Here is a 25,064-nt window from a genome sequence, read left to right as displayed (position 1 = left end):
GCACGATCGGATGTATGGACTCCGCACACGCCGCCAGCCCGGTCGCCGCCCCCGACGTCGATGCCGCGAGGACGATGTGGCAGGCGTACGCCGAGCATCGCGGCGGCGCGGGACTGGACGACGCCGACTACACGGTCGAGCACTTCGGCGACACGGCCGAGCTGGCCGACGAACTGCTCGACATCGTCTTGACCGGACGGAAGCGGGCCACCGCCGAACTCGTCTCCGAGTTCGCGCATCGTGGGGACCCGCTTCCGCGGATCGGTTCGCACTGGATCGCGTGCGACAGCACCGGTGCTCCGCGGATCATCATCCGGAGCGTCGCACTGCGCATCGGTCCGTTCGGGAGTGCCGACGCCGCCTTCGCGTTCGCCGAAGGCGAGGACGACCGCACGCTCGAGAGCTGGCAGCGCGAACACCGACGCTACTGGGAGCGGACCACTGCGGCCCGGGGTGCGGTGTGGTCGGAGTCCGAAGAGATCGTCTTCGAACACTTCGCCGTGGTGTGGCCGCCGGAGCACGCGGACTGAGGTCTCGCCGACCGGTCAGGCCGGTTCCGTAGACTCCCCGCATGCCGATGTCCGACTACGTCGCCTCGATCCGCTCCCACATCGGGACCGGGTTCCTCATGCTCCCCGGGGTCACCGCGGTGATCCGCGACGGGGACCGGTTCCTCCTCGGCCGCCATCACCACTCCGGCCTCTGGAGTCTGATCGGCGGCGGCGTCGAGCCGGGTGAGGAGCCCGCCGACGCGCTGCTCCGCGAAGTCGCCGAGGAGACCGGCGCCCGGGTCCGCATCCGCGGGATCGTCGGGGTGTACGGCGGTGAACCGATGATGGTGCGCTACCCGAACGGCGACCACGTCGGGTACGTCACCACCGCCTACGACTGCGAGCTCCTCAGTGAGGCGACCGCGGACCCCGAGGAGCTGCTCGAACTCGGTTGGTTCGCCCGTGACGAGATCCCGACGCTGCCGCGGCGCGACTGGATCGATCGCGTCATCGACGACGCCCCGGGGCGCGAGCCGGCGGGCGGCGAGATACGAGCCACGTCGTGATCCGCGTCGTCCTGTTCGACCTCGACGGCGTGATCCGACACTTCGATCCAGCCCTGGTGGTCGACATCGAGGTCAGGAACGGGCTCAAGCCCGGGGTGCTCGCCGGGATCGCCTTCGCGGCTCCGCTCATCGACGAGGTCACCACCGGCCGGATCACGAGAGCCGAATGGGTCAGCCGGATCGGACACCTCGTCGGTGACCGGGCGGCAGCTGAGGAATGGGGTGCTCAGACGTGGTCGGTCGACCACGCGCTCCTGGAGCTGTCCGACGAGATCCGAACCGCGGGCTTGACGACGGCGGTGCTCACGAACGGCACGGACACGATCGCTGCTGAACTCGCAGCGTCGGGCATCGCCGACCACTTCGACGCGATCTTCAACTCGGCGGACATCGGCTTCGCGAAACCCGACGTCCGAGCGTTCCAGCACGTGCTCGACGTGCTGGGAGTGAGGGGCGCGGAGGTGCTCTTCACCGACGACTCTGCGTCGAAACTCGTCGGAGCAGAGCGGCTGTCGATGTCCACGCGTCGGTTCACGACGGTCGACGACCTTCGGGGTCGCCTGCGCGACGCAGGCGTACCGGTTCGCGGTGCGCAGGCGCCCGAGCGCTCAGGCCGAGGCGAGCTCGCGGGTGGTGAGGACGCCGGTCTCGAGCGCTGAGAGCGCCACGACCTTGTAGCCCTCGGAATCGAAGAAGATGGTGACGCGGTCGGGCTCGACGCCCATCACGGTGCCTGGACCGAACTCCTCGTGGTGCACCGCCTGGTCGACGTGCAACGGCGAGGCGTCGGCGGCGCTGTCCGTCCCGGCGTGCTGCTGCGCCTGCTCCTCCTCCTGGTGTGCCTCATGCCGTTCGCAGCCGTCGCAGTTTCCGCACCATTCCGCTGCCTCGACACCGAAGTACTCGAGCAGCACCCGCCGGCGGCAGTGCGACGTCTCGGCGTAGGCACGCATCATGGCGAGCCGCGATTCAGCGATCCGCTCGCGTGACTCGAGCGTCTGGCGCACAGCGCCGATCGCGCGCTTCGGACCGATCTCGTCGATCGCCCGGACGCCGTCGGCGGTGTCGACGAGGCCGGCGTCCGCGAGGTCGTTGACGAGGCGGGCGACCGTGCGGCGCGGCCGATCGAGCTGCTCGGCCAGATCGCCGACGCTCGAACCCGGAGCAGCGCGGACGGCCCGCCAGACGGCGCGCAGTGCGTTTTCCGACACCGAACGCTTGGTGAAGAAACGACGGAGACCGAGATCCTCTGCGCGGTAGTGGAGCGCGGTGGTGGCAGGTTCACCATCCCGTCCGGCCCGTCCTACCTCCTGGTAGTAGGCGTCGAGTGACTCGGTCGTCGTGGCGTGGAGGACGAAGCGCACGTCGGCGCGGTCGATCCCCATCCCGAACGCCGAGGTCGCGACGACGACGTCGAGTTCGCCGGCTCGCCAGCGATCGTGGACGGCGCGACGTTCCGAGGTCTTCAGGCCGGCGTGGTATGCGGCCACCCGTCGTCCTTCGGCCGCGATCTCCTCGGCGTATCGCTCGGTGTCGCGGCGCGTCGCCACATAGACCAGTCCGGGCGCCGTCCAGGCGCGGGCCTCGTCGACGACCGCGGCTCGTTTCTCCGCTTCGCTCTCGTGCCGGTGCACGACGAGGCGGATCTCCGGGCGGTCGACGCCGTGCACCTGGACGTCCGGATCGTGCATGCGCAGGCGTTCGATGATCTCGGCGCGGACGGGGCCGGATGCGGTGGCCGTCATGGCGAGCACCGGCGGATCGCCGAGTTCGCGGCGGACGTCTGCGAGGCGCAGGTAGTCGGGTCGGAAGTCGGTTCCCCATGAGGAGACGCAGTGCGCCTCGTCGACGACCATGAGTGAGACACCGGCCGCGCCGAGCCGGGCGACGGTCTCCTCGTTCGCGAGCTGTTCCGGAGCCAGCAGCACGTAGACGGGCCCGCGCTCGTCGATGCGCTCCCAGGCCTCCGCGATCGCATGCGGCCCGAGCGAGCCGTTGAGTGCGACGGCCGGAGGGGCGGCAGGCGCCGCCTCGATCGAGGCGAGTTGATCGGCCTGCAGCGCGACCAGCGGTGAGATGACGAGGGTCACGCCACCGCGCTGGGCGCCGGCGACCTGGTAGACCGCCGACTTCCCGCCGCCCGTGGCGAGGACGAGGAGCGTGTCGCGCCCCGCGACGGCCGACTGGATCGCCTCCCGCTGTCCCGGCAGGAACGTCTCCCATCCGAAGTCATCGCGAGCGATGCGATCGACGGAACCGGCGGACGTACGAGAGGAACCCATGCCTGTGACGGTACCTCCGCGCACCGACCTGTCGAGCCCGCTTGACGAGTGCCGCCGGCTCTGCAACGCCGCACCGTCGAGCAGGACGGAAGTCGGTCTCCTGGTCCTCAGGCGGTCAGCTCGCCATGACGCCGTAGAGCACGTAGTCGTCGAGGTATTGCCAGACGGTCCCGGTCTCGGCGAATCCCGCGCTGCGGAGTGTCTCGAGGTGGAAGCCGAGGGTGACCTTCGGCGGCGCTTCGTGGAGCGATGCACCCCAGACCTCGTCACGACGGCGGAGCGCGTCGGCGTAGCGCGGCGTGGCCGCGACCGCGTCCCACCAGCCGTCCCACGTGTCGGTGTCGCCAGAGAAGGTCTCCTGCTGCATCGCCTCGTCGTCGGTGCGGGCGATGTCGGCCAGCGTCGACTCGTGGTGTGCGCTGTACGAGAGGTGATCGCCGTTCACGACGATGCCGCCCGGCCGGATGAGGGCGGGCAGTGCGCGGTAGACGTCGACGAGGTCGGCGGGTCGGAGCCAGTGCAGTGCCGTCGAGGAGACCACGGCGTCGAACCGGCCGTCCGCGATGAGCGGATGCGCGGCCCAGTCGGCGTCGGCGAGGTCGACCTCCGCGATCGAGAGCCGCGGGTCTGCTGCCGAGAGGTCGGCGGCGATGGCGAGGAGCGCGGGGTCCTTGTCCGCGACGACCGCCCGACCATTCGGGACGGCCGCGAGGACGTGCTCGGCGAGGGAGCCCGTCCCGCCCGCGAGATCGAGGATGCGGGGCGCGGGCGAGTCCGCGCAGATCGCCGCGACGACCCGCGCGATGGTGTCGAACCGCTCTGCTCGATGCCTGATGTAGCCGGTCTGCTGCGCATCCCAGCGCGATGCGAGGCTCCGAGCGGTCGCGAGCGTCGTCGCGTCGTCGGTGGAGATGGATTCGGTCATGGGGACTCCTTGGTGTCGGGGTGGAGGTGTCGTTCCGGTGGTAGTGAGAATTCGAAGCGCACCCGGCCGGCCGCGTCCTCGTGCCGGTGGGTGCTCACGTCGTAGACCCGGTCGATCAGGCCGGGATGCAGGACGTCCCGGGGTGGGCCTGCACCGGCGACGCGGCCGTGGTGGAGGAGGACGAGGTGGTCGCAGGCCTGAGCCGCGAGGTCGAGATCGTGCAACACGACCACGACGGTGGGTGCGATCGTGCGCAGGAGTGCGACGACCTCGAGCCGATGTCTGAGGTCGAGATGGTTCGTGGGTTCGTCGAGCAGGACGTGCGGCGCACGCTGCGCGAGGGCTCGGGCGAGGGCGACCCGCTGGAGCTCTCCTCCGGACAGGGTGGCCAGGCGGTCGAACGCCCGGTGGGTCAGCCCGACCGCGTCGATCGCGGCGGCGACCTCCTGATCGTGGGTGGTGCCACCGACGCGGAGTACGCCGTGTTCGGCGAGACCGCCCAACGACACCTCGTCGACGACGCGCAGCCCCGGGTCCGGGTCGACTCGCTGGCCGACCTCGGCGACCCTGCGGGCGATCCACCGTCGGCGCCGCGTGCCGACGTCCTGCCCGTCGACGGCGATCCGACCACGCTCGATCGGAACGGCTCGCACGATCGCGCGCAGCAGCGTCGTCTTCCCACCGCCGTTCGGCCCGACGATCCCGGTCACGCTGCCGGTCGGTGCGGTGAAGGAGACGGCGTCGAGCAGCGTGCGGCCACCGGAGCGGACGGTCACCGCCGCGGCTTCGATCATCCGAGATCGTCCAGGAGCCGTGCGAGTTCGTGAGGGCCCTTGATCGAGAGCAGGCTCGGCGGATCCGTGTACGGGAAGCGGAGTGCTGTGACCCGGTCGTCACGGACGGCGCTCAGCCCGGAGACACCCGGCGTGCTCAGGAAGGCGTCGATCGTACTCTGCGGGTCGCCGCTCGAGTACAGCAGCACGATCGTGCCGGGATCGCGGGAGATGATGTCCTCCACGCTGGCGTCGAAGACCCGCTGATCGGAGTCCGCGTACACGTTGGTGAGGCCCGCGGCCGCGAAGACCGGGGTGACCATGCTCGGCCCGCCGTACGGCGACAGCACGGCGCCGCCGGACGAGACGTAGAGGGCAGCGGCGGTCCCGGCGTCGGGAGCAGGTGACTGCACGGTCGCCTTCGCCGCGGCGATGGCCTGCTCGGCCTGTTCGCCCGCTCCGAGTAGGCCGCCCAGGGACCGGACCTCGTCCCAGACCCGGTCGAAGGTCGCCGTCCTGCTGAGCGCCGGGTCGGGGTTCGAACAGTAGGCGGTGGGGGAGTAGACGGGGATCCCGCTCGCCGCCAACGCGTCACGGTCGACGGCGTTCTCGGGGGCGATGACCAGATCCGGCGACGCACCGAGGATGCTCTCCTGGGAGACGACCGAACCACCCGTCGCGTTCTGCTCGGTGGTGAGCGGCGACAGGGCGTCGAGTGCGTCGTACGTGGCGTCCGCGTACAGGCCCGGTTGTGGGGTCGCGGTGATGGCGACGATCCGGTCGACGGCTCCGAGCGCCTCCAGGTTGGGCAGTTCGTCGTCGTTCACGAGCACGATGCGTCGGGCCGGCGCGTCCAGGGTGATCGTCGAACCGCAGTTGTCGATGGTGACCGGGAAGCCGGCGTCGCTCGGAGCGCCAGAGGGCTCAGCTGCGGTGGTGGCCGTGCAGGCGCTCAGGATGCCGAGCGCGAGCACGGGGACGGTCGCAGCGAGGAGCGCTCGTCGGAGTCGGGGTGTGGTCATCGGGTGTCTTCCGTTCTGATGGGGGAGGGGAGGGGCTCATGTCTCGGACCGGGCGCCGTGGCCCTGGCGGAGGAGCGCGAGGAGGAATGGCGCGCCGAGGATCCCGGTGATCACACCGACCGGGATCTCCTGCGGAGCGAACGCCGTCCTTGCGATGGTGTCGGCGGTGACGAGGACGATGCCGCCGAGCAGGGCGGCGACGGGGAGCACGGCCCGGTGGCGTCCGCCGACGAGCCGGCGCGCGAGGTGGGGGATAACGAGCCCGATGAAGCCGACGCCCCCGACGGCCGCCACCGTCACGCCGACCATCGCCGAGACGCCTACCATCAGTCCGATCCGCGCTCGCTCGGGGTCGAGTCCGACCGATCTGGCCGAGTCGTCGCCTGATGCCAGGGCGTCGGTCCAGGGCGCGAGGACGATGAGGGCGCTCAGGCCGATCACCGCGGAGATCGCTGCGGCGAGGAGGGCGGCCGGTTGCACCGACGCCAGCGACCCCAGGAGCCAGAACAGCACGGAGCGTGCCGCTTCCGGTGCGTCGCTGGAGAAGACGAGGAAGCTCGTGGTGGCGTTCAGCGCGTACCCGACGGCGAGCCCGGCGAGGACCAAGCGCAGGGGCCCGCGTCGATTCGCCATCCCGGCGAGCAGGACGACCAGCAGCACCGCACCGATGGCCCCGGCCAATGCGGCGCCGGCGACGAGGAGCGCGCCGCCACCGCCGATGACGAGCACGACGAGGGCCACACCCGTCGAAGCGCCCGAGTTGAGTCCGAGCAGGTAGGGGTCTGCGAGCGCATTGCGGACGAGGGCCTGCAGCATGACTCCCGCGACGGCGAGCACGGCGCCGGCGACGAGTCCCATCGCCACCCGCGGCGCTCTCGTGATCCAGACGATCTGATCGACCGAGTCCGGCCAGGGGCCGGGTGCGCTTCCGAAGAGGTGCCGGGCGAGGACAGCCACCACCGTCGGCGGTTCGATGGGGACGGGGCCGATCGCCACGGCGATGAGGATCGTCGCCACGGCGAGCATGGCAAGACTGACGGTCATCGCCGCGTCATGCCGGCGGCCACGCCGGATCGACGCGACGACGACCTCGTTCAACCCTGACGCGCCTTGAAGCGCGGGTTGAGCTTGTTGATGACGAAGACGCGACCGCGTCGGCGGACCACTTGCGCTCCTGGCATCTTCTTCAGCGACTTCAACGAGTTCCTGACCTTCATGACCGCACCCTCCATATTGATAATGGTTATCAATACCATAGTGGGTGGATCTCGCCGATGTCACATCGACCGCCGCTCGGAGTGCCGTTCAGTCGACGGGCGTGCGTGTCCGGAACGCCGACGCTGCAGCCATGACCGCGATCAGCACGAGCATCATGAGCGGCGGCATCGCGGCCTCGGCGCCTCCCTGTGCGACGAGCCGACCGGTGAGCGCGGCGCTCGCCGCGATACCCGCGGCGGAAGCCGAGTTGATCCAGGTGAACCCCTGCGTCAGTTCCTGGGGGACGACCGTCGCCTGCACGATCTGTGAGGACGAGGCGAGGAGCGGTGCGATCGCGGTCCCGCCGACGAGGAGCATGATCGCCAGCCCAGGCAAGGCGGGCCAGACGGCACCGACGACGACGGCGAGCGTGAGGACGACGGACGCGATCAGCTGCACGGTCCGGGGCTGCGGAGTCGATCGCAGCGCACCGTACATCGCGCCGGCGACGATGCTCGCGGCACTGGAGAGCGCGAGGACGAGTCCGATGAACGGTTGTCGTCCCTCCGCCGTCGCCGCCGCCGTGACGAGGAGTGGTACCGCACCGAAGAAGCACCCCAGCCCGAGGTTCACCCCGAGCGCCGCGAGGAACGGTGGGGCGAGGAGGGTGGAGCGGTGGATGTCCGCCCCACGCTCCGGTCGACGTCGCGGTTTCGGGGCGGTGGAGCGTTGCAGTGAGAGTGCGACACAGCCGGTGGCCACGAGGATCCCCGCAGCCGCGGATCCCGCCCACGGCGCGAGCGAGGTACCTATGAGCGTCACGAGGATCGGTCCCGACAGGAACACCGCGTCGTTCACGTTCGCCTCGAGGGCGAAGGCGGTCCGCAGCGCATCGGGCTCCGGGAGGAGCCGCGACCAGCGCGCCGCCGACAGGGCACCGGGCTGCGGGATCGCGACACCCGCGACGACGACGATCGCCAGGGTGATGCCGAACGGCGCACGTCCTGCAGTGGCGATCGCGACGACGACTGCACTGACGTGCACGAGCACGGCCACCGGCACGGTCGCCGTCTGTCCCCACCGGTCGGTGAGTCGGGCGATCTGCGGGCCGATCACCGCCTCGGCGAGCGCGAACGCCCCCGTCGCCGCCCCTGCGGCCGCGAACGACCCCGTGGCGTGCTGGATCGAGAACAGCAGCCCGAGTCCGGTCATGGCGACGCCGAGCCGGGCGAGGGCTGCAGCGAGGAAGAACCGGGGCGCGCCGGGGTGGCCGAGGACGCCGCGATACCGGCGGGCGGCTGAGCGGAAGTGGCCGAGGATGGAGGGCGGGAATGAGCGAGCAGTCGTCATGGACGATGCCTCCGAGGCGGAGCGGGGGATCGATCGGCAGACAAGTCGGCCTGGGCTTCGACGATCACCACGACACCGCGGTACCCGTCCATCGTGCCCGCCAGGCCTGCGGGGTGCAAGCATCGCGAGTCGCCCGCGGTGGACGGTCCGCGTGAGATGTGGGTGGGTCGTGCGGTGGAGTTCGGGTTCCGTGCTCCGCGGGCGGTCCCAGCGCTGGTATCTTACGGATGACGCCGACACCATCGGGGTGTGAATCCGGATGCGGTGAGGAGTGACGAGGTATCGATGCGAACGGTCGGCGTACTGGACAGTGACGACCGCGCCCGTGCGTCTGCCGTGTCGTGGCTCGGCTCCCACGCACCTGATCTGCAGGTGACGATCGCGGCGTCGTCCTGGGGCGAGATGCTCACGGACGACCGGTTCCCTCCGAGTGCGGTCGTGTTGTGCCCGCGAGTCGGGGACCGGGTCGACATCGCGTACAAAGCGCGTGTCTGTCGCATCCTCGACATCGACGTGGTCGTGGTCTCCGATGCTCCTCAACAGGAGATCCGGTCCGGGCACCGGAGCGTCGGCGCCACGTTCGTCTCGACCGTCGAAGCGGCGGCGGGAGTGCTCCGCGCAGGAAGCTGACCCGCGCCCGCAGCCGGGCTCATCCCGCGGTGTCGGTGAGGAGCGAGGACACGGAGGCCGCGATGTGGTCGGCCCCCTCGTGGTCCTCGGCCGTGATGGTGACCACGGCGTCGCCGGCGAAGATGACGAGCTGCCCGTAGGCCCCGTGGAGTCGCCAGGCCGCGCCAGGACCATCCCACCCGGCGAGCGCATACCGCTCGTAGCCATCGCCGGTGCCGGAGGGCACCCACTCGGTGTGCATGGCGTCGATCCACTCCGCCGACAGGAGTCGTTCGCCTCCCCACCGGCCGCGGTCGCGGATGAGGCGGCCGATGCGCGCGAGTTCCGTGGTGCGGAGGTGCAGCCCTCCGCCGGCCGCGATGAATCCGCGGGGACACCGCTCCCAGGGCGCGTCGTGGATGCCGAGCGGTGCGAGGAGTCGTTGCTCGATGTAGTCGCCGACGTCGCCGACCCGGGTCTCGAGCGCGCGCATCGCCGTGTAGGTGCTGGCGTTCGAGTATTGGAACACACGACCGCGGGACGGCCTGCTCAGGAACTCGAGGGCGAGGTCCGGCCAGTCGGACAGCAGGGTCGGTGACCAGGGGAGGTCGACGCCGCTCGTCATGTTCAGGAGGTGGCGGAGGGTGACGTCGGCAGTACCCTCGCCGAAGTCGACTTCCGGGAACACCGCGCCAAGCGTGGTGTCCATCGTGATGAGACCGTCGTCGATGGCGATGCCGACGGCGAGCACACAGACGCCCTTCGCTGCGGAGTGGATGTCCTCACGGACGTCCTCGGTCCAGCGGTGCCCGGCTTCGTCGTCACCGGCGAGCACGTGCAGGCCGTGCGCGTCGAAGCCCAGCTCGGCGACCTGCTGGACGATGCGGTCGCGGAGGAGGGTTGCTCGGGTCGTTTCGGCTCGGGTCACGGTTCCAGTCTGCCCGACGCCCGCACGGCGCGAACGCCGTCCATCGCAGGGTTCATCGGGTGCGACCGGACTTCCCGACGTCCAGGCGGCCGGCGAGTGACGCCCCGAGCAGCCTGAGCGCGGCGGTCCGGTCAAGAAGTCCGCGTGAGCGACAACGGTTAGCGGCACCGCGCAGCTCACTCCTGCCGCCGATCCCGGCGCTCAGCCCCCTCCAGGCGGGGAGGCGTTCGCAGTGCCCGCGCTGAACGCGGTCAGCAGTCGCCCGCCCTCCGGCCAGGCGCCGAGTCCACTGGCGGCGTTCACGTGGCCCTGCCGCCCGATGCTGATCCGAGGCACGCCCCACATTGCGGCGAACTCGGCTGCGCGTGCCTCTGAACAGTACGGGTCGTCGTCACTGGTCACGAGCACTGCGGGTGCGGATGGCCGGACATCGAGATCTTCGGCGAACGCGGCGGCGACCCTCGGGAATCGCGGCCCCTCGGGATCGGGTGCGGCGACGAGGAACAGCCCGGCGACTCGTGCAGGGTTCGCCGCCGCCCAGCGGACGGCCAGCAGGCACGAGAGGCTGTGAGTCACCAGGATCGCCGGCTCACCTGCCACCGCCCGGTCGAGCGCGGCGGACCAGTCGTCGAGATCCGGCTCGTCCCAGGAGGCCGGCGCGAACCGTCGGATCGCGGGTGTCTCGCGCTCCCAGAGGGACTGCCAGTGGGCGTCGTCGGATCCACCGATCCCGGGCATGGTGATGATCGACATGGGATTCCTTCGTCGTGGTCGGGCGATCTGCCCTCAGCGTGCCAGTCGAACCCTCCGTCTCAGCAGCTGGAGCGTCACCATCCGTTGTTTACTAAGCAGATGACGGACGATGCTTCGCTTTCCTTCGATCGAACGGATCAGACGATCCTCGACGTGCTCCAGGTTGACGGGCGAACCACGATGACCGACCTCGCCCGGCTCGTGCACCTGTCCCAGCCGGCGGTGTCGGCGCGGGTCCGCAAGCTCGAGCTCGCCGGGTACATCACCGGCTACGGGGCTCGGGTCTCGCCGCAGAAGCTCGGCCTCACGACGCACGCCGTCGTCTGACTCCGGACGACCCACGCACAGATCAAGGCGTCGCTGAGCCAGTTCGACGAGCTTCCGGAGATCCACCGGATCTACCGCGTGACCGGCGAGGACTGCTTCGTCCTCGACGTGCACGCCTCCTCGCCGGAACGCCTCGAGCAGATCATCGACGCCATCGGTCGGTTCGGTCCTGTGAGCACGGCCCTGGTGCTGCGCGAGTACCCGGCCCACCCCATCGCCAGTCGCTGAATCTCGCTCTGCGGTCCGCATGTCGCATCGGGCTGGTCGAGTGCACCCGGCGGCGACTACCGTTGACGGGTGTTCACCGTGACCAACCTCACCGACGGCATCGACATGCGGCCCTTGGAACTCGGCGACGCGCGGGAACTCGCCGCCGCATACGTGCGAAACCGCGACCATCTGGCCCCGTGGGAGCCGGCCCGATCCGACGAGTTCTTCACCGAGGCGGCGCAAGCGGCGGACCTCACCAGCAAGCTCGCGTCGAGCGCCGCCGGGAGCGCACACTCGCTCGGCCTGTTCGACGGCGCGACCATCGTCGGCCGGTTCAATCTGTCGGGGATCGTCCGTGGCCCGTTCCAGAACGCCGGGTTGGGCTACTGGGTGGATGCGGAGTACGCGGGCAAGGGCCTCGCGACGGCCGCCGTCCGGGCGATCCTGCGGGTGGCACGCGACGACCTCCGCCTGCATCGGGTGGAGGCGAGCACCCTGCTGCACAACCGCGGTTCGCAACGGGTGCTCCGCAACGCCGGGTTCGAGCACATCGGCATGGCGCCGTCGTACCTGCGGATCGCCGGGACCTGGCAGGACCACAACCTGTACCAGGTGATCCTGCACGACTGACCGTGTCGTGTGGGTCGAGTGGTCATCCGCGCTGGCCCCGTGCACACTGGGGTGATGACAAACGCCCGTGTCGTCTCGGTCAGCAGCGACGATGAGCACCGCTTCTCCAAGCCGCGACGGGACGCGATCACGCTCATCGCTGGTCTCGGTGTCGAAGGCGACGCGCATTTCGGTGCGACGGTGCAGCATCGGTCCCGCGTGAGACGGGATCCGACGCAGCCCAACCTCCGACAGGTCCACCTCATCCACCGGGAGCTCTTCGCGGAGGTGGACGCCGATCTCGCCCCGGGTGAGCTGGGCGAGAACATCACCACCGAGGGGCTGGAGCTCCTCGACCTCCCCGCGGGTGCCGTGCTCCGACTCGGGACGGACGCCGTCGTCGAGGTGACAGGGCTTCGGAATCCTTGCGTCCAGATCGACCGCTTCGAACCAGGCCTGCTCAAGCAGGTCGTCGGTACGGACGCCGAGGGTCGCACCGTCCGCAAGGCGGGAGTCATGTGTGTCGTGCTCGCCGGCGGCGTCGTGCAGCCCGGTGACCCGATCACCGTGGAACTTCCGGACGGAGCCCGGGAACCCCTCGCGCCGGTCTAGAGACAGGCCGCGGTAGCGTGATCACACCGGCCGTGCTCGATCAGGGTTCCGGTCGAGACAGGGGGATGCGGTTGTGAAGCGGTATGCACCGGTCGTGCCGATTTCCGCCTGGGTCTGGGCGAGGACGTTGTTGGCCGTCTGCGTCCTCTTGGTCATCGCGGGTGTTTCCAGTTCCATCATGTTGGTGGTCGGAGCTGCGTGGGATGTTCCCTTCGCCGCAACGGTCATCCTGATCGTCGTGAGCTACGCCGTCGAAGCGGCGTTCAAGCGAGCCGATCAGCGGGAGCGCCGCGCGGGTTACACGACGCTCAGGCTCAAGTATCAGGAGTTCGACCAGGTCGACTCGAGGACCGGGATCGTCGTCCGGCTGGCAGGCGCGCCGTTCCTGTCGCGCGCTGAATGGGAGGCCCGCGCCCAGCGCGCTCGCTGAACCGTAACGGGGCGATGGGTCGCCCCTGAGCTACACGACGTCGTCCTCGTCATCGACCCACTCGCGCGCGGTCGTCATCGTGACGGCGTGCGTGTAGCCGTTCAGTTCCAAGACGAACTCCGCGACGTTATAGGTGTCACCGACCGACCGCACGCACCATGATCCGTCGTCGAGCTTCACCATCATGAAGATCGCCTCGGCCTGTGTGCCTTCAGGGAGCGGAGCGGCAGTCAGATCGCCGACCAAGTCCCGCAGTGGCACATGCGGCCGCTTCTCATCCGTGGACATGACGGCTCCTCCTCTTCGCTGGACGGTCAAGGCGATGCTATCCGCGTCGCTGCGCCGGCAGGACGGATTCGGGTCTCGGATCTACCGGAGCGCCAATCGCGTCTGCGTGTGGGTCGCGCCGCCGTCGTTCTTCATGCTGCGGAGGAGGCGGTCGAGAGCCGCGGTGCCCGCGACGCGGATGTGGACGAGGTAGTCGTAAGCGCCGGTGACGTGCACCGCGTCTCTGATCGCGGGGATCCGACGGGTCCACTCCAGGAACTCCTCCGACTGACGCGCGGGGTCGAGTCGGACGTCGATGAACGCCTCCAGCCCGTCCTCGGCTACCGGGGCGTCGGAGCCGAGGATCGCGCGGTACCCGGTGATGACACCACTGCGCTCCAGGCGGTGGACACGAGCCGCAGTCGCATTCGTGCTCAACCCGATCTGACGACCGAGCTCACTGAACGAAATGCGCCCATTGGTCCGCAGAACATCGATGATTGCACTGTCGAGGTCGTCCATGCGACACAGTATGCCGTCTCACTGCCAGAACACACTGTCTCGACCGGTGTGCTGCACCAGAGTCGTCGGCATGGACCTTCTCGTCGCCCTCCTCGCCGGTTCCGTCGCCGGGCTCGCCCTGGCCGCACCGCTCGGGGCGATCGGGATGCTGCTCCTCCAGGAAGGCATCATGCGCGGGCTGCGCCGTGGACTGCCTGCGGCCGCCGCCGTAGCGACGGTGGACGTGGCGTACTGCACGGTCGCCGTCGCTGCCGGTGCGCTCGCCGCGCCCATCGTGAACGGCTGGTCTCCCTGGCCGCAGCTCCTCGGTGGTGTCGCTGTCGTCGCGCTCGGAGTGCACGGTCTCCTGCAGGGCCTCCGTGCGAAGCCGTCAGCCGGGGAACGGCCCGCAGGCCGCTCGGGCACCTCGCGTCAGCGCTACCTGCTCTTCCTCGGCCTGACGGCGATCAACCCGGCCACGCTGGTGTACTTCGCGGCGATCCTGACCGGGCTCACCGAGTTCACGGCATCAGGGTCGACGGCGGTCGCCTTCATCGTGGGTGTCGGGCTCGCGTCCTTCGGCTGGCAAGCGCTGCTGGTCGCGCTCGGAGCCGGACTGCGGCGGAGGACGGGCGCGTCCTTTCGGAGGTGGACGGCCATCGTCGGCAACGGTCTGATCGTCGCATTCGGTGTCGCCCTCATCATCCAGGCGCTGTGATCTTCGCCCTGTGAGCGCCGGCTCGTCCGTCGATCAGCGCCTCGCCGGCACGTCCCCGCAGGGGTTCCGGGACGTCGGCGCGACGATCTGACCGCTCGTGGTCGTGCGGTGACGGCGGGCCGATTCGCTTCCCGATTCCCGTGAATCGAATAACGTATGTTGCGTTGCTTTGATGGGGTCATCGCAGTGATGCGTTCGGATTGAAGGGGGATGTCGGGTGACGGAATCGCATGGGGGTACGCCGGCCGGTTGGTATGCGGACCCGTGGAACCCGACCGGGCAGCGGTACTGGAACGGCTCGGAGTGGACCCCGCAGGTGCGCGGCGGCGCCCCGCAGCAGCCGCAGCCGTCATCGCAGCCACGACCCGTGCAGCAGTCACCAGCCCCGCAGCAGGCTCAGCGTCAGCCACAGCAGCCACACCGGTCGAAGCGCCCCGGCAAACGGCGGGGCCGCACAATCGGCATCGTCACCGGGAGCGTCGCGATCGCGGCCGCGCTCGCCGTCGTGGCGGCGTTCGTCGTGGTCCCTGCCATCAACGGCGGCGACGAGGGCCGTATCACCACCGACCAGTCCGCACTCTACGACTTCACGGCCCCACAGGCGGGCCTCGAACGCGACCACGAGTTCGAGATCGACGTCGATTACAACGTCAAGGCAGAGAACAAGAAGCGGGCGGACACCGACGACCTCGACCGCGGCGGTAACGCGCCCCCATGGGCGTTCCAGGTCTTCTACGACGCGGCACTGACGAAGCAGGCCGAGTACTCGGTGTACCAGTCCGACTCCGGTGGCGGCGTGACGATCTCCGGAACCGAACTCGGGAAGACCTTCGGGAAGACCGAGGCGGACATCCTCGACGAAGCCGGGGCGTCCCGCGGCCGCTGGGGCCTGCACGACGAGTACTTCCTCGTGAGCCGGCTCGAGAAGGACGGCACCGAGCGGGACAAGCCGCTCGTGACGAAGTTCACGGTCGAGTCGGAGTACTCGGCACCCGAGGTGACCTTCGGGGCGGCCGACGACAGCGGCGGTGTCACGCTGTCCTGGGAGTCGGTGGAGGGCGCCGACACCTACCTGATCGTGCACCACGAGGTCACCAAGCGGGGTGACGGCGTCTTCAAACTGGTGGCCGAGGTCGACGGGACCGAGTGGTCCTCCGCTGGCGACACCGAGAACCTCGAGGTGAAGGAAGCCCCGTTCGTCAGTCGTCAGAACATCGGGCTGCAGGCCTACAACTACCGCTCGCAGACCGAGGACGACGTGGCCGGCGGTGAGGAGCAGGACGCCGGTGAGGAGGAGATCGCCGCCGAGACGATCGGGTTCGACCTCGGCGTGATCGCCACCGACGGAACCTCGTTCTCCCCGTACAAGCCGTACGACTTCACCCGCTCCGCCGGCTTCCTCCCGCTCGAGGTCGCGTCGAACTCCACGCGTGCGCTGAAGAACTGGGGTGCCAGCGGCTACATCGAGGGCATCGAGAACGTGCAGAAGGTGCTGCCGTTCGTCTCGGTCGACGGGCGCACCCGCTCGACCGTCGCGTACCTCGATGACAGCGCCGTGCTCGACTACGGCGATCGATGGGTCGTCCCGCTCCGTGGGCGCAACACGCAGCTGGGGGAGTGGATCCCGATCACGAAGCGGTCGACCCCCGACCCGGTCGCGGCCATCGCCCAGTTCAACGCCGCAGCGCAGGAGGCTGCCCCGCCGACCGGCATGCCGCGGTTCGACGCCTTCGTGGCGCCCGAGAACACCGACGCCGAACCGGTGTCCGAGGTGCCACCCACCGACTACCCGGTCTACGGCAGCACCGAGTTCACCCGGTTCCTCGCCGGGCACCTGATCGCCCAGACGAAGTCGATCGACATCTCCGAGTTCGTCGACACTCCGGGAGCGCCCGACCCGTACGACGCCGTGTACGAGGCGCGGGCCCAGAACCCCTACGTCTTCAACGTCAGCTACGTCGGACTCCGCGACGGGGGAGACACCCTGCTCGTGACGTATTCGCTGCCGAACGACGAGGTGGCGGCGCTGCAGGCGCAACTCAAGCAACGCGTCGACGAGGTCGTGGCGGCAGTGGCACCCGAGGGGCTGAGTGATCGGGAGAAGGTCACCGCGCTCAACGAGTGGCTCGTCTCGAACGCCGAGTACGACGACACCGCCTTCGCGACCCTGCAGGGCGACGCGTTCGACGGGGTCCCGGTCGGCTACGAGTACGCCTGGAACGCCACCGGGACGCTGCTGCAGGGGCTCGGCGTGTGCGCGAGCTACTCCTACGCCTTCAATGCGCTCGCGAACGCCGCGGGCGTGCAGACGGTGGTCGTGACCGGGGACGTCCTCTCCGGTGGGCCGCACGCGTGGAACAAGGTGTTCGTGGACGGGCAGTGGCTCGCCGTCGACACCACCTGGAACGATGGCGGCGACCCCTCGGCGTACCTCATGATCCCCGACTCGGGCTTCACCGACACCGCGCAGCGGGTCGAGGACACGTACTGGATGATCGACTCGTCGATCCCCGCGTACGCGACGCCCTGATCGGCGAGCATCCTCGTCGTCGAGGGTCTGACGGCTGCCGCTCGACCAGCGGCCCGATGGTCTTGTGGTGCCCAGTCGGGGCGTGATGTGGTTGGGGGAGTTGGGCGTCGGGGCGGCTGTGGGGGCTCCTTGACAAAATAACTGAGTCTGCTCATAATTGAGCTAACTCGGGTCAATCCGGGAAATCGACCCGGAAGGAGCCCCACCCATGAGGGCGTTCACCATCTCGAGCTACGCGTCCCCACTGCACGAGACCGAGGTGCCCGAGCCCGTCGTCGGTGCCGGCGACGTCCTCGTGCAGGTACAGGCCGCCGGCCTCAACCAACTCGACGAGAAGATCCGTCTCGGCGAGTTCAAGCAGATCCTGCCGTACCGGTTGCCGATCATCCTCGGCCATGACGTCGCCGGCGCCGTGATCCGCGTCGGCGCGGATGTCCGCAGCTTCAAGCCCGGTGACGAGGTCTACGCGCGTCCTCGTGATCACCGGATCGGGACCTTCGCCGAGCGCATCGCTCTCGCAGAGGCGGATGTCGCGCTCAAGCCGGCGTCGATCAGCATGGTGGAGGCAGGATCGCTGCCGCTCGTCGCACTCACCGCCTGGCAGGCCCTCGTCGAGCTCGGCGACGTGCAGCCCGGTCAGAAGGTCCTCATCCACGCCGGTGCGGGCGGGGTTGGATCGATCGCGATCCAACTCGCCAAGCAGCTCGGTGCGGAGGTCGCGACGACGGCCAGCGCCTCCAACGCGGACTTCGTGCGCGAACTCGGCGCGGACACCGTGATCGACTACCGCACCGAGGATTTCGAGCAGTTCCTCCGGGGATACGACTTCGTGCTCGACAGCCTCGGCGGCGAGAACCTCGAGAAGTCGCTCCGCATCCTCAAACGCGGTGGAACGGCCGTCGGCATCGCCGGACCGCCCACCCCGGACTTCGCCCGGTCCGTCGGTCTCAGCGCGGTGCTCCGGCTCGCGATCTCCGCACTGAGCGGCAAGATCCGCAGGCAGGCCAAGCGGCTCGGCGTGAGCTACCGGTTCCTCCTCATGCAGGCGAGTGGTGACCAGCTGCGCGAGATCACCGCCCTCATCGACAGCGGGGCGATCCGTCCCGTCGTCGGACGGGTGTTCCCCTTCGACGACACGGTGGAGGCCCTCGGCTCGCTCGCCGGTGGCGGCATCCGTGGCAAAGCGGTCATCGCGGACTAGTCAGTGATGACAGCGAGAGTGCACAAAACGCTCCCAAACACGACGTTTGGGAGCGTTTTGTGCACTCTCGGGAAGGGTCAGGCGAGCTGCGGGTAGACCGCCTCGAGTGGGGCGCTGAGGGCGGCCTTGAGCTGCACCGAGGTGTCGTCCGCGAGGACTTCGTACTCACCGGCCTCCGTCGCGTCGAGCACCTTCGTCACGAGGACGGCGGGCTCGAGCTTCGGGTCGGTCGCGCCGGCGGCCATGGCCGTGTCCACGTAGCCGACATGCACGCCGACGACGTGCACGCCCGCGGGGGCGAGTTCGAGGCGCAGCGAGTTGGTCGCCGACCAGAGCGCGGCCTTCGTCGCGCTGTAGATTCCCGCGACGGCGTACCAGCTGAGGGCGGAGTGGATGTCGATGATCGCGGATCCGGTGTTAGCGGCGAGGATCGGTGCGAACGCGCGAGCGAGGAAGAGTGGGCCGAGGAAGTTGGTCTCCACGTTGGTCCGGATCTCCTCGTCGGTGTGCGACAGGATGCCGGGCGTCGACGCGTTCGTGCCGGCGTTGTTGATGAGGATCGTGACGTCGGGGGCCGCGGCGACGACGGCGGCGATCGAAGCGGGGTCGGTGACGTCGAGCGCGAGCGGGACGACACGCTCGTCGTCCCAGGTGCGCGGGTTCCGAGCCGTGGCGTAGACCTTGCCGGCGCCGCGCTCGAGGGCGTCGCGGACGAAGTTGGTCCCGATGCCGCCGTTCGCGCCGGTGACGAGGACGACTGCTCCGTTGAGTGAGGGCATGTGGTTGACCGTTCTGTTCGAATGAGTGGTTCCGATGTGGCCGTGGAACAATGAGCGACATCCAGCGATGTCGCGATCCACTGACTATGCTCACAACTGAGCGCAATCATCTTGTATTCCCGAAGGACACCCATGACCGCCGAACCCCGGCCGCTCGGTCGCCGCGAGCGCAACAAGCTCGACAAACTCGAACGCATCACCGCGGCAGCCGGCGAGCTGTTCGCCGAACACGGGGTCGACGACGTGACCACGCAGCAGATCGCCGACCGTGCCGACATCGGCACCGGCACGCTCTTCCTCTATGCGAAGACGAAGGGTGAGCTCCTGCTGCTCGTGCAGAACTCCACCTACGCGGATGCACTCGTCCGCGGGGTTGCGGACGCCGAAGCCGCCGCCGACCCGCTCGATGCGGTCATGGCGATCATTCGCCCGGTCGTGGAGTGCAATCGGAAGCAGGTCGACAACGGCCGCACCTACCTGCGGGAGATCGTCTTCGGCGATCCCGAGGAGCCGTATCACCGCGCCGCGCTCGCCCTCACCGTGCAGACCGAGGAGGCGATCGCCGCGGTGCTGCGACGACACGACCTCATGACCGCCGAGCGCGCTGCGACGACGGCGCACATCGTGTCCGCGATCATGTTCGTCAGCATGGCGGCGACGATCAACGTCGGCAACACCATCGACGAGATCGTCGCGGAGATCGAGGCACAGGTGCGGGTGATCCTTCCGAGCTGAGCCGGGAACCGTCCTGCAGATGACTCGCAACGTGGACCGTGGGCGGGTTTCAGACCGCGAAGTCGCTCGGCCACCCGTGCTCGGCGAGCGACCGGCGGACACGCTCCACATCCTCGTCACTCGGCAACTCTGCGGTGACCCGGGCGATCGCCGTGGCGACGTCGACCCGACTCAGCGACGCGTCGCCCTCCGCCGCGAGGCGCGCGCCCACCTCAGCCACCTCGGCGTCGCTCAGCCGACGACGGAGGAGCGCGACGAGCGGGACGAAGTCCTGCTCGGGGAATCCTGCAGGGTACCCGGCTCGAAGCCAGCGCACGATGCGGGCGACCAGCCCTCCGCGTTCCTCGAGGAGGGTCGCGCGTGCCGCCCGACCGACGTCCTGGTCGGTCGCCGCCGCTCGGACGTCGTCCGGGCTGCCGAGCGGCCACCCCGCGCTCGCGAGCCGGGCGGAGACGCGGACGAGGTCCTCCGGGAGCGCCGGACCGAGGAGGAGCTGTTCGACGCGCGCCCGCAGGCGATCCTGGCCGATCGGCTCGCCGGACGCCTCCGCCTGCTCCGCGTCGATGAGCAGCCCGCCGACGACCTGGTCCAGCTCCTCGGGGGTGAGGCTCCGTCGGAGGATGCCGAGCAGCGGCACGTAGTCATGCTCGGGCACACCCGTCGGGTATCCGGCGCGGAGCCAACCGACGACACGGGCCACCACCCCTGACCCGCTGCCGGTGGCCGGTTCGCGGATCGCGTCGGCTCCGGCCCCGCCTGCGCCGTTCTCGTCCGACATCCTCAGTCCTTCGGGGTGAAGGTCGGGAAGACGTGGTCGAAGCTGACCTCCTGCCCGAGACCAGTGGCCACGATGATCGTGAGCCCGACCAGCACTGCAGCGACGACGACGGCGAAGCACAGCACGCCGATGGCGCGGAGGAGCGCCGACGGGATTGTCGGCGTGGCCGACCCGCTCCGGTCTTCGGCCGCGGCACCTCCGGCGACCGCGAACGAGCGGACACCCAGCGCGAAGAGCGTGGGAAGACCCGCTCCGAGCACGAGCGCGATGACGGCCACCTGACCGGCGGCTTCGAGGAAGAGCATGAACATGTCCGACGTCCTTACGCTGCGGTCTTCTGCGACGAACGGGCGGGGGCGTCCTGCCAGTCGTCGTTCACGTTGTGGGATCCGATGCTGTCGCGGCGCGAGCGGAGGTAGATGGTGAGTGCGACACCCGCGAGGATCGCGACCATGAGGATCCCGCCGATCGCCCCGCCCGCGAGGTGACCGAGCCACCACATCACGGCGCCCACGAGCGCGGCAGCCGGGAGGGTGATGACCCAGGCGACGACCATTCGGAGCGCCACCCGCCAGCGCACCTGCGCCCCCGGCCGTCCGACGCCGGAGCCGAGGATCGATCCGGTCGCGACGTGTGTGGTGCTGAGCGCGAAGCCGAGGTGACTCGAGGCGAGGATGACCGCAGCGGAGGAGCTCTCGGCGGCCATGCCCTGCGGCGTGTTCAACTCCACGATGCCTTTGCCGACGGTGCGGATGATCCGCCACCCGCCGATGTACGTGCCGAGCGAGATCGCGAGGGCGCACGCGAGCTTCACCCAGAGCGGGACCGACTCGGTGTCGTCCCAGCCGCCGGCCGCGATGAGCGCGAGGGTGATGACGCCCATCGTCTTCTGTGCGTCGTTCGTGCCGTGGGCGAGGGAGACGAGCGACGCGCTGCCGATCTGTCCGATCCGGAAGCCGCGGTGGAGACGTCCCTGAGCGAGGTTGCCGATGACCCGGAAGACGAGCCAGGTGCCGATCGCTGCCACCGCGCCGGCGAGCACGGGCGACATGAGGGCCGGGAGGATGACCTTGCCGACGACGCCGTCGAGCTTCGAGCCGTCACCGGCCCAGTTCACGCCGTTCAACCCGAGGCCCGCGAGCGTCGAGCCGATGAGACCGCCGAAGAGCGCGTGCGACGAGCTCGACGGCAGACCGAGCAGCCAGGTGAGCAGGTTCCAGATGATGCCACCGATGAGCCCGGCGAGCACGATCAGCAGGAGTGCCGAGCCGCCGCCCTCCAGCAGCGCCGGATCGGGAGCTCCCGACGAGTCCTGGATCTTCACGACCGCGTTCGTGACGGTGAGCGCGACTTCGATGCTGAGGAACGCGCCCACGAGGTTCAGCACCGCCGAGAGGGTGACCGCGACCCTCGGCGGCAGCGCACCGGTGGCGATCGAGGTGGCCATCGCGTTCGCCGTGTCGTGGAAGCCGTTCGTGAAGTCGAAGGCGAGCGCCGTGATCACGACGAGGGAGAGCAGGATGATGGGGTCCACGGCGACGAGCTTGCTCCTCGATCGCGGGATCGACAACGGGTGAGCGGGCGGATTCACCCGTTGTTCACGTGGGGAGGGGCCAGCGCGGCCCGTCAGTCCACCTTGGCGAGCCCGACCCGCTCGAACGCCGTCGAGGTCATCGCGTGCCGATACAGTGTGAGGCGGCGCCCCCGAGCACTGCGGACCGGGGGCGAACTGGCGGCTGGCGGGGGCTCATGGGCGAACGGCGACATCTCGGACTGCACCTCGACCACCGCGTCCACGAATTCAGCCTCCTCCTCCAGGACCCACCGTTCGACGACATCGAACCCGAGACGCGAGCGTGGCTCCGGGCCCGGTACGCCGAGATCGTTCCCGTCGTCCTCCCGGCCGCATTGCGTGCCGTGGAGCGCGGCGGACCCATCTCGCCCAGGTGTCTCACCGAGCTGAGAGGTGTGGCGATCCGTTCGGCGAACGAGCCGGGGGCGACCTTCTCCACGGCCCTACGGGGGTCGTATCCGGCGCTGGCGGTGTTCTCAGCCGTCATGTTCGAACTCCAGCCCGCCCGACCCTCGCAGGTCGTGCTCGCCATGACGCGCGCGACCTGGGTGGCTCACGAGCTCGGATCCTGCTGGGTCGAGAGTTGGAACCAGGAGCGGGCGCGGCTCGATCGGGCTCAGGGATCGCTGATGCCGGTCGGAGCGGTCGTCGCCGAGGGCGTGGACGAAGCGCCGGTCGAACTGGTCGCCACCGGTCCGGAGCTCGACGAGACCGAGCAGCACATGCTGACGCTCGCCGCGTACGGGCTCTCGAACGATGACATCGCCAAACAGACGAACTACAGCCGACAGGCGGTCAGCTGGCACCTCGGCAAGCTCATGAAGGCCTGGAACGTGCAGAACCGGACCGCGCTCGTGGCGGTGGCGTTCGTCCGCGGTGTGCTCGCCGCCAGATTCCGCCGCCGTCCGTCGACTCCGGCGCAGCTCGAAGCGGGGCGCCGTCATCCCGAAGTCGCCCTGGCGCAGCCCAGCGAGCGCGAGGACGACGACCAGCTCGCGTGACGACCACGGCGGCCCGCGCCTCTATCACGCATTCGTCGACCCCTCCGGCTCGTTAGGCGATCGCCTCAGCATCCGCCGCTTCCGTTGTCGAGCCCGAGTCGGTCGCGTCATGCTGACGATACGTCGGAACGACCGGCGGGGAACAGCGACAGGAACGTACGGCGAAAGGACGGAACCATGAACACCGAGACCACGACCACACACGTGAACGCCACTCGATTCAGCGGAGGTCGGAAGCGGCACCTCCTGGCCGCCGGGTCACTGCTCGCGCTCACCGGGGCGCTGATCGCCGGAGGTCCCGCATCCGCCGACGAAGACCCCTACAACGACGACATGCTGATGAAGACCTGCAACGGGGAGCCGGCGTCGACGGGTGCCATGGAGGGCTCGTGCACCTTCGAGGTGCAGGGCGAGACCCCGCTCCCGCTCGAATGGGTGCGCTACGGCGAGCCGCTGTCCAACTGCAACGCCGGCGCGGTCAGCGACCTCAAGCTCACGCTGGGTGATGTGAAGTCCTTCGCCCAGTCGTGGACCACCGGCGGGGGCGTCTCCCTCAACATCAAGGACGTCGTGAGCATCGAGGCCAGCGGCGGTTACACGGAGACCAGGACCACGACCAACGAACGCCGGGCCGAGGTGACGGCGATTCCGGGCTACAAGAACGCGGTGACGGCGGGAACCGAGTACGTCGAGCAGACCGGCCGGATCCGCGTCGACATCACCGTCTACGAATTCCAGGGTGGAGACGGCTACTCGCAGAGCACCGAGACCCACTACATCGACGACGTCAAGCGCAAGGCGCCGACGGGTCACTTCGAAACCGGGCAGGACAACGTCCCCTGCAGCGAGGACTTCCAGGTCCCGGTGGGGTGAGACCGTTCACGCGACGCGCTGACGACGGGGTCGCCGAGGTGGGCGCCCTTCGCGGGGCCCGGTGTCGGCGGCCCGTCGTAGGTTCGGGACCGTGCCGGAACGTGTGGAAGCGTGGTGGGCCCGCCGTCAATGGTCGAAGGGCCTCGACACGCCGTACCCGGTGGGCGCCTACCGGCAGGCCTGGGCGTCGTTCCCCGCGCTGTGGCGTCAGTACCACGCGGATCTCAACGCCGGAATCGTCCTGAGCCAGGTGCCGCCGGCTGCCGACGTCCTCCTGCAGTGGCAGTGCGACCGCGGGCACCGCTTCGTCGCGACACCGGCGGAGCAGCGCTCGCGGCCCGGACGCGAGCGTCGCCGCAGCGCGTGGTGTCCGGACTGCTCCGACGAGGCCGATCCGTCGAAGATCGTCGCGTTGCCGATGCGGGAGTCGGTGACCGATCCCGTGCCCGCGGTCGCCGGGATCATCCGGGAGCGTCGTGCGCGGCCGAAGGCGTCGCTGTGCGAGAAGACCCCCGACCTGCCGGTGGGGGAGGCCTTCACGTCCGTGTGCGCGCCGAAACCGGCGTCCGCCGTCGAGGCTCAGCTGCGCACGGATGTCCACGAGCGACTCGCGCTGACCGAAGGACTGAACGCCGTGCGGGTGCAGCGCCCGTTCTTCCAGCACCTGGAGGTGTGGCCCGACCTGGTCTATCCGGAACTGCGCATCGCCATCGAGTACGACAGCATCGGCCGGCACGGTCTCGAGCACGTCGGCCGCCGTGAAGCCGTCGACCGACGGAAGGACCGCGCGCTGCGCTCGGCAGGCTGGGAGGTCATCCGTCTCCGGACCGGGAAGCTCGAACCGCTCGGTCCCCACGATCTCCAGCTCTCCTCCTGGAACCGCCGGGCACTCGACCGGCTGGTCGACACGCTCAGGGCCGTCCGAGGTCCGTTGCTGGTCGACGCGTATCTGCGGTGATCCGCAGGTGCGACGACCGGCCGATGATGCGTTACTCTCGTCGCAGAGGGAAAAATCCCGTCGTGC

Annotated in this window: 31 protein-coding genes; 16 read left to right on the top strand and 15 right to left on the bottom strand. The window is 69.4% G+C overall.

Going from position 1 to position 25,064, the window contains the following annotated elements; all coding sequences use genetic code 11:
* The first annotated feature begins 14 nt into the window (after nucleotides 1-14).
* Genes AC4PMY_RS07425 through AC4PMY_RS07415 form a run of 3 tightly spaced genes read left to right on the top strand, consistent with a single transcriptional unit; the run spans nucleotide 15 to nucleotide 1,716 of the window.
* Nucleotides 15-530, top strand: a complete 516-nt coding sequence (locus tag AC4PMY_RS07425; RefSeq protein WP_491622336.1) for an ASCH domain-containing protein — start codon at nucleotides 15-17, stop codon at nucleotides 528-530.
* A 41-nt stretch (nucleotides 531-571) separates the two neighbouring features.
* Nucleotides 572-1,057 carry an NUDIX domain-containing protein gene (locus tag AC4PMY_RS07420; protein WP_491622335.1) on the top strand — a complete coding sequence of 162 codons (486 nt, stop codon included), beginning with the start codon at nucleotides 572-574 and terminating at the stop codon, nucleotides 1,055-1,057.
* Nucleotides 1,054-1,716: an HAD-IA family hydrolase gene (locus tag AC4PMY_RS07415; protein WP_491622334.1), complete on the top strand. Its 663-nt coding sequence runs from the start codon at nucleotides 1,054-1,056 to the stop codon at nucleotides 1,714-1,716. Before AC4PMY_RS07420 ends, AC4PMY_RS07415 begins: the two co-directional genes overlap by 4 nt.
* Here the strand turns inward: AC4PMY_RS07415 and AC4PMY_RS07410 are convergent.
* The 7 genes from AC4PMY_RS07410 to AC4PMY_RS07380 all read right to left on the bottom strand — a co-directional run bounded on the left by AC4PMY_RS07410 (nucleotide 1,666) and on the right by AC4PMY_RS07380 (nucleotide 8,606).
* The gene (locus AC4PMY_RS07410) at nucleotides 1,666-3,339 is read right to left on the bottom strand and encodes a RecQ family ATP-dependent DNA helicase (protein ID WP_491622333.1); all 1,674 of its coding nucleotides are present in this window, start codon (nucleotides 3,337-3,339) and stop codon (nucleotides 1,666-1,668) included. The genes AC4PMY_RS07415 and AC4PMY_RS07410 overlap by 51 nt on opposite strands.
* A 115-nt stretch (nucleotides 3,340-3,454) precedes the next feature.
* On the bottom strand, nucleotides 3,455-4,264 hold the full coding sequence (locus AC4PMY_RS07405) for a class I SAM-dependent methyltransferase (RefSeq protein WP_082916004.1): 810 nt from the start codon (nucleotides 4,262-4,264) through the stop codon (nucleotides 3,455-3,457).
* On the bottom strand, nucleotides 4,261-5,058 hold the full coding sequence (locus AC4PMY_RS07400) for an ABC transporter ATP-binding protein (RefSeq protein WP_064295062.1): 798 nt from the start codon (nucleotides 5,056-5,058) through the stop codon (nucleotides 4,261-4,263). The genes AC4PMY_RS07405 and AC4PMY_RS07400 overlap by 4 nt, the downstream gene beginning before the upstream one ends.
* A complete protein-coding gene (locus AC4PMY_RS07395; RefSeq protein WP_064295061.1) occupies nucleotides 5,055-6,059 on the bottom strand; it encodes an ABC transporter substrate-binding protein in 1,005 nt (334 codons plus the stop codon). The genes AC4PMY_RS07400 and AC4PMY_RS07395 overlap by 4 nt, the downstream gene beginning before the upstream one ends.
* A 36-nt stretch (nucleotides 6,060-6,095) precedes the next feature.
* Nucleotides 6,096-7,103, bottom strand: a complete 1,008-nt coding sequence (locus AC4PMY_RS07390) for a FecCD family ABC transporter permease (RefSeq protein ID WP_082916003.1) — start codon at nucleotides 7,101-7,103, stop codon at nucleotides 6,096-6,098.
* Between the two features lie 50 nt (nucleotides 7,104-7,153).
* Nucleotides 7,154-7,276, bottom strand: a complete 123-nt coding sequence (gene ykgO, locus AC4PMY_RS07385; RefSeq protein ID WP_064295097.1) for a type B 50S ribosomal protein L36 — start codon at nucleotides 7,274-7,276, stop codon at nucleotides 7,154-7,156.
* A gap of 88 nt (nucleotides 7,277-7,364) precedes the next feature.
* Nucleotides 7,365-8,606 (bottom strand): MFS transporter, encoded by a 1,242-nt coding sequence (locus AC4PMY_RS07380; RefSeq protein WP_082916002.1) that lies wholly within the window; start codon nucleotides 8,604-8,606, stop codon nucleotides 7,365-7,367.
* A gap of 285 nt (nucleotides 8,607-8,891) precedes the next feature.
* Here AC4PMY_RS07380 and AC4PMY_RS07375 point away from each other — a divergent pair, with 285 nt between their 5' ends.
* Complete coding sequence (locus AC4PMY_RS07375; protein ID WP_064295059.1) at nucleotides 8,892-9,236, top strand: hypothetical protein; 345 nt, start codon at nucleotides 8,892-8,894, stop codon at nucleotides 9,234-9,236.
* A gap of 19 nt (nucleotides 9,237-9,255) precedes the next feature.
* Here the strand turns inward: AC4PMY_RS07375 and AC4PMY_RS07370 are convergent, their stop codons facing one another.
* Nucleotides 9,256-10,143: a serine hydrolase domain-containing protein gene (locus AC4PMY_RS07370; protein WP_491622332.1), complete on the bottom strand. Its 888-nt coding sequence runs from the start codon at nucleotides 10,141-10,143 to the stop codon at nucleotides 9,256-9,258.
* Nucleotides 10,144-10,344: 201 nt separating this feature from the next.
* Nucleotides 10,345-10,896, bottom strand: coding sequence for an RBBP9/YdeN family alpha/beta hydrolase (locus AC4PMY_RS07365; RefSeq protein ID WP_491622331.1), 552 nt, complete (start codon nucleotides 10,894-10,896; stop codon nucleotides 10,345-10,347).
* 99 nt (nucleotides 10,897-10,995) lie between these two features.
* Here AC4PMY_RS07365 and AC4PMY_RS07360 point away from each other — a divergent pair, with 99 nt between their 5' ends.
* From AC4PMY_RS07360 to AC4PMY_RS07340, 5 genes are all read left to right on the top strand, one after another.
* Nucleotides 10,996-11,223 carry an Lrp/AsnC family transcriptional regulator gene (locus AC4PMY_RS07360; RefSeq protein ID WP_491622330.1) on the top strand — a complete coding sequence of 76 codons (228 nt, stop codon included), beginning with the start codon at nucleotides 10,996-10,998 and terminating at the stop codon, nucleotides 11,221-11,223.
* A 21-nt stretch (nucleotides 11,224-11,244) separates the two neighbouring features.
* Complete coding sequence (locus AC4PMY_RS07355) at nucleotides 11,245-11,451, top strand: Lrp/AsnC ligand binding domain-containing protein (protein ID WP_491622684.1); 207 nt, start codon at nucleotides 11,245-11,247, stop codon at nucleotides 11,449-11,451.
* Between the two features lie 105 nt (nucleotides 11,452-11,556).
* The gene (locus AC4PMY_RS07350; protein WP_491622683.1) at nucleotides 11,557-12,063 is read left to right on the top strand and encodes a GNAT family N-acetyltransferase; all 507 of its coding nucleotides are present in this window, start codon (nucleotides 11,557-11,559) and stop codon (nucleotides 12,061-12,063) included.
* A gap of 54 nt (nucleotides 12,064-12,117) precedes the next feature.
* The gene (locus AC4PMY_RS07345; RefSeq protein WP_064295093.1) at nucleotides 12,118-12,654 is read left to right on the top strand and encodes an MOSC domain-containing protein; all 537 of its coding nucleotides are present in this window, start codon (nucleotides 12,118-12,120) and stop codon (nucleotides 12,652-12,654) included.
* Between the two features lie 94 nt (nucleotides 12,655-12,748).
* Nucleotides 12,749-13,084 carry a hypothetical protein gene (locus tag AC4PMY_RS07340; RefSeq protein WP_491622329.1) on the top strand — a complete coding sequence of 112 codons (336 nt, stop codon included), beginning with the start codon at nucleotides 12,749-12,751 and terminating at the stop codon, nucleotides 13,082-13,084.
* A 30-nt stretch (nucleotides 13,085-13,114) separates the two neighbouring features.
* Here AC4PMY_RS07340 and AC4PMY_RS07335 read toward each other — a convergent pair whose 3' ends face one another.
* Both AC4PMY_RS07335 and AC4PMY_RS07330 read right to left on the bottom strand, forming a co-directional pair.
* Complete coding sequence (locus tag AC4PMY_RS07335) at nucleotides 13,115-13,372, bottom strand: hypothetical protein (RefSeq protein WP_071261596.1); 258 nt, start codon at nucleotides 13,370-13,372, stop codon at nucleotides 13,115-13,117.
* 81 nt (nucleotides 13,373-13,453) lie between these two features.
* Nucleotides 13,454-13,873: an Lrp/AsnC family transcriptional regulator gene (locus AC4PMY_RS07330; RefSeq protein WP_064295056.1), complete on the bottom strand. Its 420-nt coding sequence runs from the start codon at nucleotides 13,871-13,873 to the stop codon at nucleotides 13,454-13,456.
* A 70-nt stretch (nucleotides 13,874-13,943) separates the two neighbouring features.
* Between AC4PMY_RS07330 and AC4PMY_RS07325 the strand changes: the two genes are divergently transcribed.
* From AC4PMY_RS07325 to AC4PMY_RS07315, 3 genes are all read left to right on the top strand, one after another.
* Entirely contained in the window at nucleotides 13,944-14,570 is a 627-nt protein-coding gene (locus AC4PMY_RS07325; protein ID WP_491622328.1) for a LysE family transporter, read from the top strand.
* A 217-nt stretch (nucleotides 14,571-14,787) separates the two neighbouring features.
* Nucleotides 14,788-17,100 (top strand): transglutaminase domain-containing protein, encoded by a 2,313-nt coding sequence (locus AC4PMY_RS07320; RefSeq protein WP_491622327.1) that lies wholly within the window; start codon nucleotides 14,788-14,790, stop codon nucleotides 17,098-17,100.
* A 208-nt stretch (nucleotides 17,101-17,308) separates the two neighbouring features.
* Nucleotides 17,309-18,301, top strand: coding sequence for an NADP-dependent oxidoreductase (locus AC4PMY_RS07315; protein ID WP_491622326.1), 993 nt, complete (start codon nucleotides 17,309-17,311; stop codon nucleotides 18,299-18,301).
* A gap of 77 nt (nucleotides 18,302-18,378) precedes the next feature.
* On the opposite strand, the gene AC4PMY_RS07310 is transcribed toward AC4PMY_RS07315, so the two are convergent.
* A complete protein-coding gene (locus AC4PMY_RS07310; RefSeq protein WP_491622325.1) occupies nucleotides 18,379-19,080 on the bottom strand; it encodes an SDR family oxidoreductase in 702 nt (233 codons plus the stop codon).
* A gap of 132 nt (nucleotides 19,081-19,212) precedes the next feature.
* Between AC4PMY_RS07310 and AC4PMY_RS07305 the strand changes: the two genes are divergently transcribed.
* Nucleotides 19,213-19,815 (top strand): TetR/AcrR family transcriptional regulator, encoded by a 603-nt coding sequence (locus tag AC4PMY_RS07305; RefSeq protein WP_491622324.1) that lies wholly within the window; start codon nucleotides 19,213-19,215, stop codon nucleotides 19,813-19,815.
* A 49-nt stretch (nucleotides 19,816-19,864) separates the two neighbouring features.
* Here the strand turns inward: AC4PMY_RS07305 and AC4PMY_RS07300 are convergent, their stop codons facing one another.
* From AC4PMY_RS07300 to AC4PMY_RS07290, 3 genes are read right to left on the bottom strand one after another with little or no spacing between them, the layout of a single operon-like run.
* On the bottom strand, nucleotides 19,865-20,593 hold the full coding sequence (locus AC4PMY_RS07300) for a DUF3349 domain-containing protein (RefSeq protein WP_491622323.1): 729 nt from the start codon (nucleotides 20,591-20,593) through the stop codon (nucleotides 19,865-19,867).
* 2 nt (nucleotides 20,594-20,595) lie between these two features.
* The gene (locus AC4PMY_RS07295; protein ID WP_491622322.1) at nucleotides 20,596-20,904 is read right to left on the bottom strand and encodes a hypothetical protein; all 309 of its coding nucleotides are present in this window, start codon (nucleotides 20,902-20,904) and stop codon (nucleotides 20,596-20,598) included.
* An 11-nt stretch (nucleotides 20,905-20,915) separates the two neighbouring features.
* Nucleotides 20,916-22,127 carry an inorganic phosphate transporter gene (locus AC4PMY_RS07290; RefSeq protein WP_491622321.1) on the bottom strand — a complete coding sequence of 404 codons (1,212 nt, stop codon included), beginning with the start codon at nucleotides 22,125-22,127 and terminating at the stop codon, nucleotides 20,916-20,918.
* Between the two features lie 215 nt (nucleotides 22,128-22,342).
* Between AC4PMY_RS07290 and AC4PMY_RS07285 the strand changes: the two genes are divergently transcribed.
* From AC4PMY_RS07285 to AC4PMY_RS07275, 3 genes are all read left to right on the top strand, one after another.
* Nucleotides 22,343-23,167: a helix-turn-helix transcriptional regulator gene (locus AC4PMY_RS07285; RefSeq protein WP_491622320.1), complete on the top strand. Its 825-nt coding sequence runs from the start codon at nucleotides 22,343-22,345 to the stop codon at nucleotides 23,165-23,167.
* Nucleotides 23,168-23,344: 177 nt separating this feature from the next.
* On the top strand, nucleotides 23,345-24,040 hold the full coding sequence (locus tag AC4PMY_RS07280; RefSeq protein ID WP_491622319.1) for a hypothetical protein: 696 nt from the start codon (nucleotides 23,345-23,347) through the stop codon (nucleotides 24,038-24,040).
* 91 nt (nucleotides 24,041-24,131) lie between these two features.
* Nucleotides 24,132-24,998, top strand: coding sequence for a hypothetical protein (locus AC4PMY_RS07275; protein ID WP_491622318.1), 867 nt, complete (start codon nucleotides 24,132-24,134; stop codon nucleotides 24,996-24,998).
* The last annotated feature ends 66 nt before the right edge of the window (nucleotides 24,999-25,064 follow it).

Source organism: Plantibacter sp. MDV22-iso1 (assembly GCF_058408345.1).
This window is presented reverse-complemented; position numbering and strand designations above follow the sequence as displayed.